Source organism: Vibrio sp. V03_P4A6T147 (genome assembly GCF_002241085.1).
Taxonomy (GTDB): Bacteria; Pseudomonadota; Gammaproteobacteria; order Enterobacterales; family Vibrionaceae; genus Vibrio; species Vibrio anguillarum.
In genome coordinates, this window is sequence record NZ_NDIO01000161.1 from 1 (window position 1) to 15,775 (window position 15,775).

At 44.9% G+C, this 15,775-nt stretch carries 15 protein-coding genes and 1 tRNA gene; 9 read left to right on the top strand and 7 right to left on the bottom strand.

Going from position 1 to position 15,775, the window contains the following annotated elements; genetic code table 11:
• Nucleotides 1–447: 447 nt before the first annotated feature.
• Nucleotides 448–524 (bottom strand) — tRNA-Pro (locus B9J84_RS06140).
• Nucleotides 525–799: 275 nt separating this feature from the next.
• Here B9J84_RS06140 and B9J84_RS06145 point away from each other — a divergent pair.
• Together B9J84_RS06145 and rluF are read left to right on the top strand one after the other, a co-directional pair.
• Complete coding sequence (locus tag B9J84_RS06145; RefSeq protein ID WP_010319399.1) at nt 800–940, top strand: DUF3149 domain-containing protein; 141 nt, start codon at nt 800–802, stop codon at nt 938–940.
• 391 nt (nt 941–1,331) lie between these two features.
• Nucleotides 1,332–2,309, top strand: coding sequence for a 23S rRNA pseudouridine(2604) synthase RluF (rluF, locus tag B9J84_RS06150; RefSeq protein WP_094123760.1), 978 nt, complete (start codon nt 1,332–1,334; stop codon nt 2,307–2,309).
• 119 nt (nt 2,310–2,428) lie between these two features.
• Here the strand turns inward: rluF and upp are convergent, their stop codons facing one another.
• Nucleotides 2,429–3,055, bottom strand: a complete 627-nt coding sequence (gene upp / locus B9J84_RS06155) for a uracil phosphoribosyltransferase (RefSeq protein ID WP_026027908.1) — start codon at nt 3,053–3,055, stop codon at nt 2,429–2,431.
• Between the two features lie 168 nt (nt 3,056–3,223).
• Here upp and purM point away from each other — a divergent pair, with 168 nt between their 5' ends.
• Together purM and purN are read left to right on the top strand one after the other, a co-directional pair.
• Nucleotides 3,224–4,264 carry a phosphoribosylformylglycinamidine cyclo-ligase gene (gene purM, locus B9J84_RS06160; RefSeq protein ID WP_010320092.1) on the top strand — a complete coding sequence of 347 codons (1,041 nt, stop codon included), beginning with the start codon at nt 3,224–3,226 and terminating at the stop codon, nt 4,262–4,264.
• Between the two features lie 3 nt (nt 4,265–4,267).
• On the top strand, nt 4,268–4,909 hold the full coding sequence (gene purN, locus B9J84_RS06165) for a phosphoribosylglycinamide formyltransferase (RefSeq protein WP_013856233.1): 642 nt from the start codon (nt 4,268–4,270) through the stop codon (nt 4,907–4,909).
• A gap of 110 nt (nt 4,910–5,019) precedes the next feature.
• Here the strand turns inward: purN and B9J84_RS06170 are convergent, their stop codons facing one another.
• Together B9J84_RS06170 and lpcA are read right to left on the bottom strand one after the other, a co-directional pair.
• Nucleotides 5,020–5,853 carry a class II glutamine amidotransferase gene (locus B9J84_RS06170; protein WP_094123761.1) on the bottom strand — a complete coding sequence of 278 codons (834 nt, stop codon included), beginning with the start codon at nt 5,851–5,853 and terminating at the stop codon, nt 5,020–5,022.
• A 63-nt stretch (nt 5,854–5,916) separates the two neighbouring features.
• Entirely contained in the window at nt 5,917–6,492 is a 576-nt protein-coding gene (gene lpcA, locus B9J84_RS06175; protein WP_010320095.1) for a D-sedoheptulose 7-phosphate isomerase, read from the bottom strand.
• 347 nt (nt 6,493–6,839) lie between these two features.
• Here lpcA and fadE point away from each other — a divergent pair, with 347 nt between their 5' ends.
• Nucleotides 6,840–9,284, top strand: a complete 2,445-nt coding sequence (fadE, locus tag B9J84_RS06180) for an acyl-CoA dehydrogenase FadE (RefSeq protein ID WP_094123762.1) — start codon at nt 6,840–6,842, stop codon at nt 9,282–9,284.
• A 93-nt stretch (nt 9,285–9,377) separates the two neighbouring features.
• On the opposite strand, the gene B9J84_RS06185 is transcribed toward fadE, so the two are convergent.
• Nucleotides 9,378–10,628, bottom strand: coding sequence for a TIGR03503 family protein (locus tag B9J84_RS06185; protein ID WP_179217530.1), 1,251 nt, complete (start codon nt 10,626–10,628; stop codon nt 9,378–9,380).
• An 8-nt stretch (nt 10,629–10,636) separates the two neighbouring features.
• Nucleotides 10,637–11,380, bottom strand: coding sequence for a DNA polymerase III subunit epsilon (gene dnaQ / locus B9J84_RS06190; RefSeq protein WP_013856229.1), 744 nt, complete (start codon nt 11,378–11,380; stop codon nt 10,637–10,639).
• A gap of 56 nt (nt 11,381–11,436) precedes the next feature.
• Here dnaQ and rnhA point away from each other — a divergent pair, with 56 nt between their 5' ends.
• Complete coding sequence (gene rnhA, locus B9J84_RS06195) at nt 11,437–11,904, top strand: ribonuclease HI (RefSeq protein WP_094123763.1); 468 nt, start codon at nt 11,437–11,439, stop codon at nt 11,902–11,904.
• Here the strand turns inward: rnhA and B9J84_RS06200 are convergent.
• Entirely contained in the window at nt 11,889–12,653 is a 765-nt protein-coding gene (locus B9J84_RS06200; RefSeq protein ID WP_094123764.1) for a methyltransferase domain-containing protein, read from the bottom strand. The two genes, rnhA and B9J84_RS06200, sit on opposite strands and share 16 nt — an antisense overlap.
• Nucleotides 12,654–12,689: 36 nt before the next feature.
• Between B9J84_RS06200 and gloB the strand changes: the two genes are divergently transcribed.
• From gloB to B9J84_RS06215, 3 genes are all read left to right on the top strand, one after another.
• Complete coding sequence (gene gloB / locus B9J84_RS06205) at nt 12,690–13,448, top strand: hydroxyacylglutathione hydrolase (RefSeq protein WP_026028526.1); 759 nt, start codon at nt 12,690–12,692, stop codon at nt 13,446–13,448.
• Nucleotides 13,449–13,520: 72 nt separating this feature from the next.
• Nucleotides 13,521–15,092, top strand: coding sequence for a LysM peptidoglycan-binding domain-containing protein (locus B9J84_RS06210; RefSeq protein WP_064625806.1), 1,572 nt, complete (start codon nt 13,521–13,523; stop codon nt 15,090–15,092).
• The gene (locus B9J84_RS06215; RefSeq protein WP_013856224.1) at nt 15,089–15,775 is read left to right on the top strand and encodes a YIP1 family protein; all 687 of its coding nucleotides are present in this window, start codon (nt 15,089–15,091) and stop codon (nt 15,773–15,775) included. Before B9J84_RS06210 ends, B9J84_RS06215 begins: the two co-directional genes overlap by 4 nt.

Genomic DNA, 15,775 nt, shown 5'->3' on the forward strand with positions numbered 1-15,775 from the left:
AAAGATCACATAAAAATGCATAACAAAAATGAATATATGAATAGAAATCACTACTCACGACAAGGCGAGAAGTTCATTAAAGGGATTTGACAGGTTAAATTGTGATATAGGTCATAAATTGTAATGACTCATCAAACGTCAAAATGCGCTAAAGTGACGTTTTTTACACATTCTAATTCTATTCATTATCGTGGAATATTGACTGCTATTTTCAATAGTTGAATTTGCTCGGTGAAGGGTGGACAGTGAAAGAGGCGAACCCTTTTCTCTTTGGTAACGAAAACTTACCGCTTCCAAATGTAACAAAGCCCCGCATTACTGCGAGGCCTTTAATGTGGTCGGTGAAGAGCCAGATAGTGAAAGAGGCGAACCCCTTTCTATTTGGTAACGAAAACTTACCGCTTCCAAATGTAACAAAGCCTCGCATTACTGCGAGGCTTTTAAATATGGTCGGTGAAGAGGGATTCGAACCCCCGACCCTCTGGTCCCAAACCAGATGCGCTACCAAGCTGCGCTATTCACCGAAATTTTTGCTCTGCACTTAGCGAGCAGTTCCGAGCTTTTTGCCTAGAACGGATGCGTATATTACTCATCTAAAACTAAGACGCAAGCCTTTAATCTTATTTCCATCAAATAACAAACTCATTGGCTAAATCACCATCAAATACACATAAAAACGTGACTAATTACACACCAATAGAAACATCAAGTTAACCTATGCAACATAATTGATCCAGATCAGTGTCAGCAAACAGAGCAAACTTTAACTTGGCTGTGTCTTCGAAACTTTGGAGGAAACATGGACTTTTGGCTTGATCTCCTATTTGGTAATGCTGTGGGACTATCTTCAATGATAGTAATCTTTGGTGCTTTTGGTCTTATGCTGTTTTATGGCGGTTTCTTCATTTATAAAGTGATGAATGACAAATCTCCTCACTAGATCGCTTAGCACCTATTGAAAAATAGTGTGACGCTATGCACCGGGGTGGATTATCTGTCTGCCCCGGTTTTTTATCGCGTTAATAACTCTATCTTCTTGATGAATGGCATCATTCGGCTACTCAAGGTCGGTTCGATAAGAACACCTGTCTCAAAATAGTTTCCATTTTCTCATACAAATAAAAGCATTCCCTCTTCGCATAAATAAAGACGTCAATGCCGTCTATATCTTGTTGAGGAAAAGTGATGGGGAAAGGCTGGAAACCATGAGTGTCATTAAAAACGCCTTGGTTAATTAATATTAACTGCTAAAATATCGCAACGTTAATAGGCAACACTTAGAGTGTTGCTTTCTTTTTATTCACCGCCGTTGGGAAACGTAAGAGCAATCTATGTCACAACAAGCCACCATTCGTTTAAACAAATACATCAGTGAAACTGGTTTTTGTTCTCGTCGAGAGGCCGATAAGTTAATTGAACAAGGCCGAGTAACCATCAATGGACTATTGCCGGAAATGGGCACTAAAGTCACGCCAAACGATGAGGTGTGTATTGATGGTAAGCCATTAAAATCAAAAGAAAAACCGATATACATTGCCCTTAATAAACCGACTGGAATCACCTGTACAACAGAGCGCGATATTCCAGGTAACATTGTTGATTTTATTGGCCACCACAAACGTATTTTCCCGATAGGTCGATTAGACAAACCATCTGATGGACTGATCTTTCTGACTAACGATGGTGACATAGTCAATAAGATATTACGTGCTGGTAATAACCATGAAAAAGAGTACGTCGTCCGAGTAGATAGACCCATCACCGATGAATTTCTACATAAGATGGCCTCTGGTGTGGAAATTCTTGATACGGTGACACTGCCTTGCAAAGTAACCCAAGAAACGAAGTTCTCCTTTAGAATTGTGTTAACACAAGGGTTAAACCGTCAAATTCGTCGTATGTGTGAGGCCTTAGGTTACGAAGTGTTTAAACTACGCCGAGTTCGTATTATGAACATCAGCCTAGACGGTATCCCTAATGGTGAATGGCGTTATTTAAGCGACGAGGAAGTCGCTGAAATATTAGCTATGTGCGAAAGTTCTTGCGGTACGGAAGGCGCGTCCAAGCTTGATGTGACGGGTAAGCGTATTCGCAAAGCTACCGATGCAAAACTGTATGATAGTCGTGAGCAAAATCAAACCTCGACGGCACGCAGAAATCAAAAGCCAAAAACGTTCCAAGGACGCAATGCCGATGAGTTTCGCCATGCTCCAAATACAAAAAGAGCACCGCGCCGACCCACAAATTCATCACAAGGTGCGCCAGCTAATAGCCACAGAAAAAGCAGTACGTTAAGTCTTAAAAAATAATCATCGAACAATGCGTTAATTCTGTTGAGCAATAAAATGACCGTAATGACGCATCACTGAAGCAACTATAAAAAAGGAGAAACTTTCGTTTCTCCTTTAAGACAGTATAAAATTAACGCTTATTTCGTACCAAAAATCTTATCACCAGCATCGCCAAGACCAGGAACGATATAACCTTTATCATTCAATTTCTCATCAATTGCCGCCGTATAGAGCTCAACATCAGGGTGCGCTTTTTCTAACGCCGCGATGCCTTCAGGCGCTGCAACTAAAACGAGAATTTTAAATTGGTTACAGCCGCGCTCCTTGAGCAAATCGATCGTCGCAATCATGGAACCGCCAGTTGCCAGCATTGGGTCAACCACAAGCGCAATTCGCTCCTCAATATTAGAAGCGAGTTTGTTGAAATAAGGGACAGGCTCAAGCGTTTCTTCATCACGATAGATGCCAACAACACTAATCCGCGCACTTGGAATGTGCTCCAAAACGCCGTCCATCATGCCAAGACCAGCACGCAAAATAGGTACTACCGTTACTTTTTTACCTTTGACTTGATCAATTTCAACTGGGCCATTCCAGCCTTCAATCGTCACTTTTTCTGTTTCAAAGTCTGAGGTTGCTTCATAAGTTAGTAGGCTACCCACTTCTGTAGCTAACTCACGAAAACGCTTAGTGCTGATATCCCCTTCCCTCATTAACCCAAGTTTATGCTTAACTAGAGGGTGTTTAACTTCAACAACTTTCATTTTCATCTCCGACGACATTTAAACAAACCTTCGAATTGTACACACTTTTTATGCTAATTTCAGTGCCAATTATAAACAAAAAAACTGACGCAAACGTTTTCCTTTTTGTTTTAAGCCCTGTTAGAATAGCGCCGTTTTCATATCCAACTTATGACCGAGGACTTCCCCGTGAGCGGTAATAACACTTCTCTTAGTTACAAAGATGCTGGCGTAGATATTGATGCAGGCAATGCACTTGTTGAACGAATTAAAGGCGCCGTCAAACGCACTCGTCGCCCTGAAGTTATGGGTGGCATTGGTGGTTTTGGCGCGCTTTGCGAGCTACCAACCAAATATAAACATCCTGTTTTAGTCTCTGGCACCGATGGAGTTGGCACAAAACTTCGCCTCGCATTGGATATGAATAAGCACGACACCATTGGCATTGACTTGGTTGCAATGTGTGTTAACGATTTGATTGTTCAAGGTGCTGAACCGCTTTTCTTTCTGGACTACTACGCCACGGGCAAATTGGATGTAGATACAGCTGCTGATGTGGTGTCGGGTATTGCCGATGGTTGTGTGCAAGCAGGTTGCGCTTTAATCGGTGGTGAAACCGCTGAAATGCCGGGTATGTACGAAGGTGAAGATTACGATGTCGCTGGCTTTTGTGTCGGTGTGGTTGAAAAAGAAGAGATCATCGATGGCTCAAAAGTAGCAGCAGGTGATGCTCTGATTGCGGTTGGCTCTAGCGGCCCTCACTCAAACGGCTATTCATTAGTTCGCAAGATCCTCGAAGTATCAGGTGCCGACAAAAATGAAGACTTGGCTGGCAAAACGATTGGTGAGCACTTACTGACACCAACCAAAATTTACATCAAATCAGCGCTTAAAATGATCGCCGAGCACGATATTCACGCCATTTCACACATTACTGGCGGTGGTTTCTGGGAAAATATTCCTCGCGTTCTTCCGCAAGGGACGAAAGCGGTGATTGACGGCAATAGCTGGGAATGGCCAATTATTTTCCAATGGCTGCAAGAAAAAGGGAATGTAACCACTCACGAAATGTACCGCACATTTAACTGTGGTGTAGGACTGATTGTTGCGCTTCCAATGGATCAAGCACAAGCGGCCGTTCAATTACTGCAAGCGGAAGGCGAAAATGCGTGGGTTATCGGTCATATTGCTGAAGCTCAACTCGATGAAGAGCAAGTAGAGATCAAATAACTGATGAAAAGTATTGTTGTTTTAGTTTCAGGAAATGGCACCAACTTACAGGCTATCCTTGATGCGTGTGAAACGAAAATTAAAGATGGCAAAGTAACGGCTGTTTTTTCAAACAAAGCAACTGCTTATGGCTTAGAACGAGCTAAAAAAGCAGGTGCGGCGGCGGTGCATATTGACCCAAATGCCTTTGACACGCGAGATGCGTTTGATGCGGTATTGATGGAGCAAATTGACCAATACGCGCCTGACTTAATCATTCTTGCTGGCTACATGCGTATTCTGAGTGGTGAGTTTGTGCGTCACTATTTAGGACGGATGCTCAATATTCATCCTTCTTTACTTCCTAAATATCCTGGGTTGAATACCTACCAACGCGCGATTCACGCGGGTGATGAAGAACATGGCACCAGTGTGCATTTTGTGACTGAACAACTTGATGGTGGCCCAGTCATTCTACAAGCAAAAGTGCCTATTTTTGATGAAGATACCGTTGAGATTTTGACTCAACGTGTCCAAGCTCAAGAGTATCGAATTTACCCACTAGTGGCACAATGGTTCGTTGAAGGGCGCTTGGAAATGCGTGAAGGTAAAGCCTATTTAGATGGCCAATTACTTGGCATGCATGGTTATGCTTTCGATGAATAAATCGTATCTCTAAATAGTGCGAAAAAGGTTGCCTCAACAGCAACCTTTTTTATTGTCATCTCAAATACAATTCAAACAGCAGTAAATAGACAAGCTTAAGAATACAAAACTTAAATGGGTGCTTGGCAGCTTGGCTTTGCCGCGGCAAACGGAATGTCAGCTAAGAACTGCGCATTGCCATCAACGTATTCGCCATAATGGAAAATCGCATATTCGCCTGGCTTCATTCGTTGCCAAGTTTCATTTCCCGTCAGTGGCTGAGTCGCAATCACTGACACAACATCATCAGGCGTTGTTTCTTCTTGGAAGTTAATCTCGACATCTTCATCAAGTAAACTTGCTTTCCCAAAGGGGGCACGTCGAGTAATCCAGTACAGATGATTCGTGCAATAGGTCACCACAAACTCACCGTCAGAAAGTAGCATATTAAACACACCTTGCTGCTTAAGTTGATCGCAACACTTCGCAACGAATTGAAACATGCTGAGCATATCTTGAGGCGGTTCAGGATAACGCGCTTCTAACTGCTTTAACAACCAACAGAAAGCTTGCTCGCTATCGGTTTCACCAACAGGGCGATAGCGCCCAGTTTCTAGCTGCTGGTGATCCGCCAATTGTCCATTGTGAGCGAACGTCCAATATCTCCCCCACAATTCTCGAGTGAATGGGTGAGTATTTTCCAAATTCACCCCACCCCGATTTGCTTGACGAATATGGCTAACCACTGCCCGACTTTTTATAGGGTAACTCTGCACAAGCTCTGCAATTTTTGACTGAAAGCTAGGGTTAGGATCTTTAAAGGTACGAAACCCCTTCCCTTCATAGAAAGTGATTCCCCAACCATCACGATGCGGCCCCGTGTTGCCGCCACGCTGAATCAACCCAGTAAAACTAAAGCAAATATCAGTCGGCACATTGGCACTCATACCGAGCAATTCACACATGGTTTAATGCACTCCCTTTTGCAACCACAAACACATTAAAAGAAAAGAACGATGTGGAACTTCTTACGCCATCTCTTTTTCAATCAGTTGGATAACGATGTGGATGATCTTGATATGGATTTCTTGGATACGATCCGCGTAGCCGAAGTGCGGGACACGAATCTCGATATCCGCTAAACCTGCCATTTTCCCACCATCTTTACCGGTCAGTGCAATGGTCTTCATCCCTTTGGCTTGGGCCGCTTCAATCGCTTTCAAAATGTTCCCCGAGTTACCAGAAGTCGATAGGCCAAACAGGACATCGCCTTTTGAGCCCACAGCTTCCACATAGCGAGAGAATACAAAATCGTAACCAAAATCATTGCTAACGCAAGACAAATGGCTTGGATCTGAAATAGCAATACCAGGATAACCCGGACGATTCTCGCGATAGCGCCCCGTTAGCTCTTCAGCAAAGTGCATTGCATCACAGTGGGAACCGCCATTGCCGCAAGAGAGCACTTTTCCGCCTTGCTTAAATGAGTCGGCAATCAGTTTTGCGGCGGCCTCAATTTGAGCGATGTTATGCTCATCATTAAGAAATTTGTTTAGCACGTCAGCCGCTTCGGTCAATTCACTTTTAATTAAATCCTGGTACATAGATATATTCTCTTTTTAATCTGTTTACCGATAGGCTCCATCAATCAAGAGCCAGTAACAGGCTTGAGTTTACCCAAACCATCCTTTCTGTCGATAGTTCGACTTCAAGAATTGTTGTTTTCTCCCGCTTCCCACTCCCAAAAGCCCTCTATGAGTTGTTTATTTTGAGGTTTTGCCCTACATGGATCACTTTTTGAACAATACAAGGTTTTACATTTCGTTAATAATTTGATTACACTTAACACTGGTTAGACCACTTACACAAACGAGACGACTAACAACACTTCCCAATGCACTGAGAAAAATCAGCCGCAATGGCGTGAATACAGTCTCAAAGGAATGAAATTATGGACATCTTGCTCTCTATACTTGGTTTTCTCACCGTGTTCGGTGTGTGCCTCTACCACCGAATGTCACTTTTTAGCGCATTAGTTGCGCTAACGGTAACCATGGTGGTTCTTACCCTGCTGGATTACACCGGGGTGATTGGATGGTTGCTGTATTTAGCGGCTATCGCTTTATTAGCCGTTCCCTCTATCCGTCAAAGCGTGATTAGCGAAAAAGCATTAACACTGTTCAAAAAAGTGCTGCCAGCAATGTCACAAACCGAAAAAGAGGCATTAGATGCAGGAACCGTTTGGTGGGAAGCTGAACTGTTTAAAGGCAAACCAAACTGGAACAAACTACACAAAATTGCAGCGCCGACATTAAGTGCACAAGAGCAAGCCTTTATTGATGGACCAGTCAACGAAGTGTGTGCCATGGTTAGCGATTATCAAGTTACGCATGAATTAGCCGACTTACCTCCTGAGGTTTGGCAATATTTAAAAGATCATAAATTCTTCGCCATGATCATTAAAAAACAATACGGCGGCTTGGAGTTTTCAGCTTATGCACAATCCATTGTGCTACAAAAGCTAACGGGCGTGTCTGGAGTGCTTTCATCCACCGTTGGTGTACCGAACTCTTTAGGCCCGGGCGAACTTTTACAACATTATGGTACTGAAGATCAGAAAAACCATTACCTGCCACGTTTAGCGGAAGGTAAAGAGATTCCCTGCTTTGCATTAACCAGCCCAGAAGCGGGTTCCGATGCAGGTTCAATTCCTGATTTTGGCGTGGTATGTAAAGGGAAATGGGAAGGAAAAGAAGTGTTAGGGATGCGCCTAACGTGGAACAAGCGCTACATCACGCTCGCCCCGGTTGCAACCGTATTAGGCCTAGCATTCAAACTGCGCGATCCTGACGGCTTACTTGGGGATAAAACAGAGCTTGGCATCACTTGTGCGCTCATCCCAACCCACTTAAAAGGAGTTGAAATTGGCAATCGCCACATGCCATTGAACGTTCCATTCCAAAATGGTCCGACACGTGCTAACGACTTATTTGTGCCGCTTGATTTCATTATTGGCGGACCAAGCATGGCAGGACAAGGCTGGCGTATGCTTGTAGAGTGTTTATCGGTTGGACGTGGCATTACGTTACCTTCTAACTCGACGGGCGGAATTAAAACTGCGGCGCTAGCAACAGGAGCTTACGCTCGGATTCGTCGTCAATTTAAGCAACCAATTGGCCATATGGAAGGTGTCGAAGAGCCATTAGCACGTTTAGGTGGTAACGCTTATGTGATGGATGCGGCGAGCAATTTAACCGTAGCTGGTATTGATCTGGGCGAAAAACCCTCGGTCATTTCCGCTATAGTCAAATACCACTGTACCCACCGTGGTCAACGCAGCATTATTGATGCAATGGATATCGTGGGCGGGAAAGGCATTTGTATTGGTCCTGCTAACTTTTTAGCTCGCAGCTACCAAGGTGCACCGATTGCCGTAACCGTCGAAGGGGCCAATATTCTGACTCGCTCAATGATCATCTTTGGTCAAGGCGCTATCCGTTGTCATCCTTATGTTTTAGAAGAAATGAACGCCGCTTATTCACAAGATTCTGATGCCGTTGAGAAATTTGACGCCGCTCTTGCAGGTCACGTCAGCTTCACCATGAGTAATCTTGTGCGCAGTATTTGGTTTGGTGTCACCGATGGTTTTGGTTCATCTGCACCGACTAATGATGCAACCAAACGCTACTATCAACAACTAAACCGTTACAGCGCTAACTTAGCACTGCTTTCTGATATTTCGATGGCTGTATTGGGAGGCTCTCTCAAACGTAAAGAGCGCTTGTCAGCACGCCTTGGCGATATTTTGAGCCAACTCTACCTCAGTTCTGCCACACTTAAGCGTTTTGAAAATGATGGTCGTCCCGTGGAGGATCTTCCTTTGGTTCATTGGGGCCTGCAAGACAGTTTGAAGCAGACGGAAGTCGCCATTGATGAATTCTTAGCCAACTTCCCGAATAAAGCGATTGGTAAGGTACTTCGTATATTGTTGATGCCGATTGGTCGAGTACGCAAAGCACCTAGTGATAAATTAGATAGCCAAGTTGCGCAGATCCTGCAAACACCGAGTGAAACTCGTTCACGCATCGGTCGCAACCAATATCTCGCCCCAACGGCGCATAATGCGGCGGGTAAGATTGAACAAGCACTGGACATCATTTTACGTGCAGAGCCTTTGTTCGATAAAGTGTGCAGCGTCACCAATCAACGCCGTCCATTCTTGCGTTTAGATGAAGTGGCCGCCATTGGCTTACAACAAAAAATTCTAACCGAACAAGAAGCACAGCTATTAACGGAAGCTGAGGCTCATCGTTTGTATACCATTAATGTCGATGATTTTGCGCCACAGGAACTGGCCGCAAAGCCTCAATATCCGGTAATGAATGATGTTGCGTAAGTCAATCTATTGAATGTCAAAGGGCGTTTTAAACGCCCTTTTTTATGACTGGAATACAGAATCAAGAGGTTGCCAACTCGGCAACATCCCTTGTTATTTCTTCGGCATATTCAACTGTAATTCGGGTTGCAACGCCTTTTTCGCTTTAATCTTACGCATCACAAACCACGCCAAAAGCCCAATCAATATCGCACCAATATTACCAATCACGATGAACATAATACTGCGGCTCGTTGCCTCTTCTCTCATCTGAATAATCAACTGCTCCTGTTCAAGCTTACGCTGCTGGATTTCTTCTTCCATCTGCAAACGGCGAGTCTCCTCAATGTTGACATCATCAACCACGCTGTAAGTATGCTCAGCAAGCGGGAAGTAAAGTGGACGCTGGCTGGCAAGCTCTGTCGCATACAACTTTCCAGACCAACGATAGTTACCGTTGTCTCCATTGTATGGAATTTCTAAACTTAACTTTAGCGCCTCTTTTTCTGACTGCCCCTCAGTAATAAAGATATCATCATAAATATTCGCATGTTCGACATGGGCAACGATGGAGCCTGGGGCTATCATTCCTTGCTCACCCGAAAAAACAATTTGATGTGGCGCACCATCAACACGAGATTGGATAAAGGTGGTTGATACTGGAGCTGGGTAAACCAGCACCTCTTGCTCTTGGGCGCGTAAAAACACGCCGTTGCCAGAGGTGATCCTAACGCGATACTTACCCGGCATTGGAGTGATAGGCAGCGCTACAGTGAAAATGCCATCACCTGGCTGTTCATCTAAACCACGTCCATCATCAGCAAATTCACCAATAACCTCAGGTAATGGACGCGCCTCTTTGATCAGTTCTTCTTCATTTTCAACGAACTTAGTAAAAGTCACTTTTAAGTTGACTCTATCGAGAAAGTCTCTCAACAATAAAGGCTTACCGTCGGAGGTTAAGCGAGCTGTAAATTTTAATTCTTCACCATGATACAAACGGCTAGGAAATACATCTGTATCCAATTGCAAGTGTGAGATTAGCTTAATGCTATTTTGTGGCGAAACCTTTCCTATAGCCTGCCAAGGGCCAGGCATTGGCTTATCAATTGAAATGATATCCATTGTGGGTTCTTGATACCAACGCATATTCTCATCGTACCGCCACGCGTAATATTTCTTACCATCTGGCCGCACAAGCACCACTGGCTGAGATGACTTTTCGCGATACACGACAAAAGTAATTTGTGAAATGGTTGGATCCACTCGAAAACGATTATCGAGTAGCGACATCGAGGAGGGATTTGCCGCAAAAACGCCAATACTCCACATTAGCGCAGCAATAGCCACCATTATCCTCAACATATTTTCTCCTACTGACGCCAAAGGCAACTTCCACTCTTTTCGACTAGATCCAATCTTTCTTGGTGTGCTTGTAATTCATCGGCACAAGCCTGCAAAACCTTTAGCTTTTTCCGACCTGCGACAGCTCGTTTTATTGACTCTCCTCCCACACTGCCATCACTGCGCGTTCCGGCACTGAACTGTAACGAGGTTTGCCCGCCAGTCATCAGCAGATAAACGTCCGCTAATATCTCCGCATCGAGCAATGCACCGTGCAAGGTACGATGTGAGTTATCGATACCATAACGATCACAAAGTATATCCAAGTTATTGCGTTTACCGGGGAAAATACGCTTTGCCATAGCAAGCGTATCGGTCACTTTGCAATACTGCTCCGTCTTACCGATTTTAGCGTCGAGCTTGCGAAACTCGTAATCCATAAAACCGACGTCGAAGGGAGCGTTGTGTGCCACCAGCTCAGCTCCCTTGATGAAATCTAAAAACTCTTGATGCACATCGCGATATTGCGGTTTGTCCATCAAAAACTCATCGGTAATACCGTGGATTTCAATCGCTTCTAACTGAATCTCACGATCGGGTTTCAGGTAGACATGGAAGTGGCGGCCTGTCAGCTTGCGGTTGATAATTTCAACGGCACCGATTTCAACAATGCGGTGTCCTTCATAGTGAGGGCCGCCTTCACGGTTCATACCCGTGGTTTCCGTATCGAGAACGACGATACGTTGGGATTGGGAATTGCTGCTAGTATTCATAAGGATATGTATGTCAGACTATGCCAATAATGTGCGTAACCTAATAGTATCAAATCATGACAAAACAGGTGGAAATTTTCACTGATGGATCTTGCTTAGGTAATCCTGGCCCGGGTGGTTATGGGGTTGTCCTTCGTTACAAAGAAACCGAAAAAACGTTAGCCAAAGGCTACCGACTCACCACTAACAACCGAATGGAAATGTTAGCGGCAGTGGTTGCACTGCAAACACTGAAAGAGCCATGTAATGTTATTCTCACCACAGACAGCCAATACGTTCGTCAAGGTATTACTCAGTGGATCCACAACTGGAAAAAACGCGGTTGGAAAACATCGGATAAAAAACCAGTGAAGAATTCCGATTTATGGCAAGCACTCGATAAAGAAAGCGCCCGCCATACTATTGACTGGCGCTGGGTGAAAGGCCATGCGGGTCATCGTGAAAATGAAATGTGCGATGAATTAGCACGCAATGCAGCAGAAAATCCAACCGAAGACGATATTGGGTATCAAGCATCCGAATAAGGGTAACAGGCCTTATCTTGGTTCTGAGTTGATAAACGGTAGTTCAGGCTAACTGGCGAAAGACGCCGTTTAAAACGCCAATGAGGTTTAATCGGTTTCAAGGGATAAGTACGTTTGCGCGCTACGATGAAATACAGGCTACCAAATGGAGCGGCCCAGTCGCCAATACCATTTTCCAACCACGCCCACATGGGTTGATATTTTTGCATCGGAAAAAGGGCATATTGGTCACAGTCAATCACTTGATAGTTCAAGACACTCAGCCAGTCCTTAATTCGGTTAGCGGTAAACATACGACCGCTCCAAGGTAAGTTATGTTTTCGCCAAGGCATCAAACTTGCGATCCCCGTAAAACTGATTGGATTAAACCCCGTAATAATGATGTAGCCATCATCCATCATCACGCGATCAACTTCGCGTAAGATACGGTGCGGATCGCCACAATAATCCAGTTGGTGCGCTAAAATAGCCACATCAAAACTCTTTTCGAGAAAAGGCAGTTCGTAGCTATCGGCAATCACCGTATGGAGTGGGTTTTCAATATCAAGATGAACTTGGTGTTGAATATTGCAGTTGCAACTGGCAAGCTCACAACTCAAACCACCGAGCTTAAGCATATGATAGCCAAATAATTTAGAGCACCATTCATCAAGCCGAGTCTGAATAGAATCACTAACCCACTGGCCATTTTTAAGTTGGGACCAAGAATGAGGCTTATCTAATTTTTTTTCGCTACGCGCTGGCTTCATCGATAACCTATTTCACCTCGGTGATTGGAGATACTCATGTTACAGATCAAAAGCATACCCGCATTTAATGATAATTACATCTGGCTGATCCAAAATAGCGATCAGCGTTGTGCTGTGGTCGATCCCGGTGATGCAGCACCAGTGCTTGAGTACCTCTCGAAGCATCAATTAACGCTCGAAGCAATATTAATTACCCACCATCACCATGATCACATTGGTGGTGTTGCAGAACTGGTTCGCCAGTTTCCCAGCATTAACGTTGTTGGTCCCGCTCATGAACCTATTCCTACCTTAACGCACGCGGTTGAAGCTGGCGATCAGCTAGAACTGTTCAATGAAATCTTTATGGTGCTTGATCTCGCAGGACACACAAAAGGCCACATAGGCTATGTCGGTGACAATAAACTGTTTTGTGGCGATGTACTGTTCTCCGCAGGGTGTGGCCGTGTTTTTGAGGGCACAATGGAGCAAATGTTTACGTCACTGTGTAAACTTGCCGCATTGCCAGAAGAGACTGAGGTCTATTGCGCGCACGAATATACCGCAAGTAACGTCGCATTTGCTTTAGCCGTTGAGCCCGATAATGACCAACTTCAACAGTATCGAGATACCGTCAACCGGCTCCGAGCCCAGCAGAAATCGACATTACCGACCACGATCCGCCAAGAAAAATGGATCAATCCATTTTTGCGGACCCAGCAAGAGAGTGTGATGAAATCCGTCGCGAATCGTACTCAACAAACCGATCCTCTATCAATTTTTACCGCGTTACGTGAGTGGAAGAACGAATTTTGACGATTTGCTGCTTGTCATAGCAATAAAGTGCCAAGTATTATCAGCAGCCATTAAGTCAAAGGGCTGAGATAGATGCGATTTCAATTTAGCTGGGTGATGGTGCTCTTGTTAGCGGGGTGCCAAATCACTCAGCCAACAGACCAAACAACAGCGCCAAATGCCAAAGAGGCAAATAGCCCTCAGATTCAGACACAAAAAGAGATGGCTAAACAAAAGTCGTCATCTGCAAAAAAGACAACGCCGAAAGTGATCACGCCACAAGAGCAAGCGGACGTATGGCAGCGCATCGCAATGCAGTTGTCGATGGATATCCCAGATCATAAATCAGTGAATTATTATCGAACTTGGTATCTTAAACACCCTAATCACCTACAAACTGTTGCCGAGCGAGCAAAGCCATTTCTTTACCTTATCACTGAGAAAATTGAGCAGCGCGGCTTACCACTTGAGTTAGCACTCTTACCTATTGTTGAAAGCTCGTTTGATGCCTTTGCCTACTCACACGGTAGCGCTGCGGGGCTGTGGCAATTTGTGCCGAGTACGGGAGAGATGTATGGCCTAGAGCAAAATTTTTGGTATGACGGAAGACGAGATGTAGACGCCGCCACCGATGCGGCTTTGGATTATCTCACTGCATTAAATAAGCGTTTTGATGGTGATTGGAGCCATGCGATTGCCGCCTATAACAGCGGTGGTGGGCGGATCTCTAGCGCGATTCGTAAAAATCACAAGGCTGGTAAACCAACCGACTTTTTCTCACTCGACTTACCCGATGAAACCACAGGCTACGTCCCTAAATTACTCGCACTGGCCGATATTGTTGCCAATCAAGAAAAATATGGCATTGAAATCCCAGCAATCGCTAACAAACCAGTGTTAACGTTAGTCGACCCTCAAGAACAGCTTGATCTTGCCATTGCCGCCAATTACGCCGGAATGAGCGTGAAAGAGTTGCAAAGTTACAACCCAGCTTACAATCAATGGGCGACCTCGCCGACGGGACCTCATCAACTGCTTATCCCAGTAGATAAAGTGGAACGCTTTGCTCAGAAAGTTGAAGAGAATCGCGGTAAGGGGATGAAGTTAGTACGCTACAAGGTAAAATCCGGCGATAGCTTGAGTGTGATTGCTCAACAGCACAATACCACCAGCAAAGTGATTCAGACGGCCAACAATCTCAATGGCAACGTCATTCGCGTTGGGCAGTATTTAATGATCCCAACATCCGTAAAAGACGAAAAAGCATACGCACTCAGTGCCAGTAACCGCTTGGCAAAAACGCAAGCGATGGCCCGTGGTCAGTATAAGCTGTCTCATACGGTAGCCAAAGGTGATAGCTTATGGAGCATTGCCAAACAGCACAATGTTTCCCATCAGTCCTTAGCAAAATGGAACGGTATGGGGCCAAGAGACACGTTGAAGATTGGCCAAAAACTGGTCATTTGGAAAAATAGCAGTGAGGGTGCCATCATTCGCACCGTCTTTTATCAAGTGCGTAGCGGCGATACACTCAGCGCCATCGCTAATAAGTTTAAAGTCAAAAGCCTCGACATTGTAAAATGGAACGAGCTTGCAAACCAAAAGTACTTAAAGCCGGGCCAAAAACTCAAGCTCTACGTCGATGTCACTAAGGTCAGTGTATGAATCCTTCCAGTAACCCGTTAATCATGTTGGTGGATATTTTCCGTTCCCCCACGTCTTGTTTTTTAGCCCTTTATCAACGCGGCATGTGGGGTTGGCAACCTTATCTCTTTTTAATCCTGAGTCCCTTTCTATTTTGGGGGGCTTATTTTGACGTAGTTAACCTTGAATGGTTAAAAGCGGGGCTCTCGGCGCAGTTGGCTATGATCAACCCCGCTCAGCTTGAAATGTTAGATGCCAACACCTTGATGGCAAGCGAAATTATCAGTGATGTGGTAGGCCGCACGCTAACGATTTTCATGTTGGCATTATGGTTCAATTTGGCGACCAAGCAGAGCCAACATCAGCACGGTTTCTGGCGTTGGTTTGCCGCAAGTGCTGTCATCACTTTCCCAGCCGTGTTGGGCGATCTCGCCAGTTACGCGAGCTTATTACTCAAACATGGCCACGTGATGACTTACGCTGCTGACCTTAATAGTTTAAATGGCCTAATTAAGTTGCCACTGACTAATGATTGGTCTCAATTTGCCAGCTCCTTTCCACTGCTTTTGCCTTGGTACATCGTACTTGGCTACGCGGCGGTGGGCGCATGGACAGAGCTTGAACGCGGCCAAGCTCTGGTGATTTCGGCGCTGCCTTGGATTGGCTATTACCTGATTTGGGCGCTGTACATCGCCATCAGTTAG

Bases quoted from the DNA above. Each gene is read 5' to 3' on its own strand.
- B9J84_RS06145 (WP_010319399.1), top strand. From the start codon at position 800: ATGGACTTTTGGCTTGATCTCCTATTTGGTAATGCTGTGGGACTATCT.
- rluF (WP_094123760.1), top strand. From the start codon at position 1,332: ATGTCACAACAAGCCACCATTCGTTTAAACAAATACATCAGTGAAACT.
- upp (WP_026027908.1), bottom strand. From the start codon at position 3,055: ATGAAAGTTGTTGAAGTTAAACACCCTCTAGTTAAGCATAAACTTGGG.
- purN (WP_013856233.1), top strand. From the start codon at position 4,268: ATGAAAAGTATTGTTGTTTTAGTTTCAGGAAATGGCACCAACTTACAG.
- B9J84_RS06170 (WP_094123761.1), bottom strand. From the start codon at position 5,853: ATGTGTGAATTGCTCGGTATGAGTGCCAATGTGCCGACTGATATTTGC.
- lpcA (WP_010320095.1), bottom strand. From the start codon at position 6,492: ATGTACCAGGATTTAATTAAAAGTGAATTGACCGAAGCGGCTGACGTG.
- fadE (WP_094123762.1), top strand. From the start codon at position 6,840: ATGGACATCTTGCTCTCTATACTTGGTTTTCTCACCGTGTTCGGTGTG.
- B9J84_RS06185 (WP_179217530.1), bottom strand. From the start codon at position 10,628: ATGTTGAGGATAATGGTGGCTATTGCTGCGCTAATGTGGAGTATTGGC.
- dnaQ (WP_013856229.1), bottom strand. From the start codon at position 11,380: ATGAATACTAGCAGCAATTCCCAATCCCAACGTATCGTCGTTCTCGAT.
- rnhA (WP_094123763.1), top strand. From the start codon at position 11,437: ATGACAAAACAGGTGGAAATTTTCACTGATGGATCTTGCTTAGGTAAT.
- B9J84_RS06200 (WP_094123764.1), bottom strand. From the start codon at position 12,653: ATGAAGCCAGCGCGTAGCGAAAAAAAATTAGATAAGCCTCATTCTTGG.
- gloB (WP_026028526.1), top strand. From the start codon at position 12,690: ATGTTACAGATCAAAAGCATACCCGCATTTAATGATAATTACATCTGG.
- B9J84_RS06210 (WP_064625806.1), top strand. From the start codon at position 13,521: ATGCGATTTCAATTTAGCTGGGTGATGGTGCTCTTGTTAGCGGGGTGC.
- B9J84_RS06215 (WP_013856224.1), top strand. From the start codon at position 15,089: ATGAATCCTTCCAGTAACCCGTTAATCATGTTGGTGGATATTTTCCGT.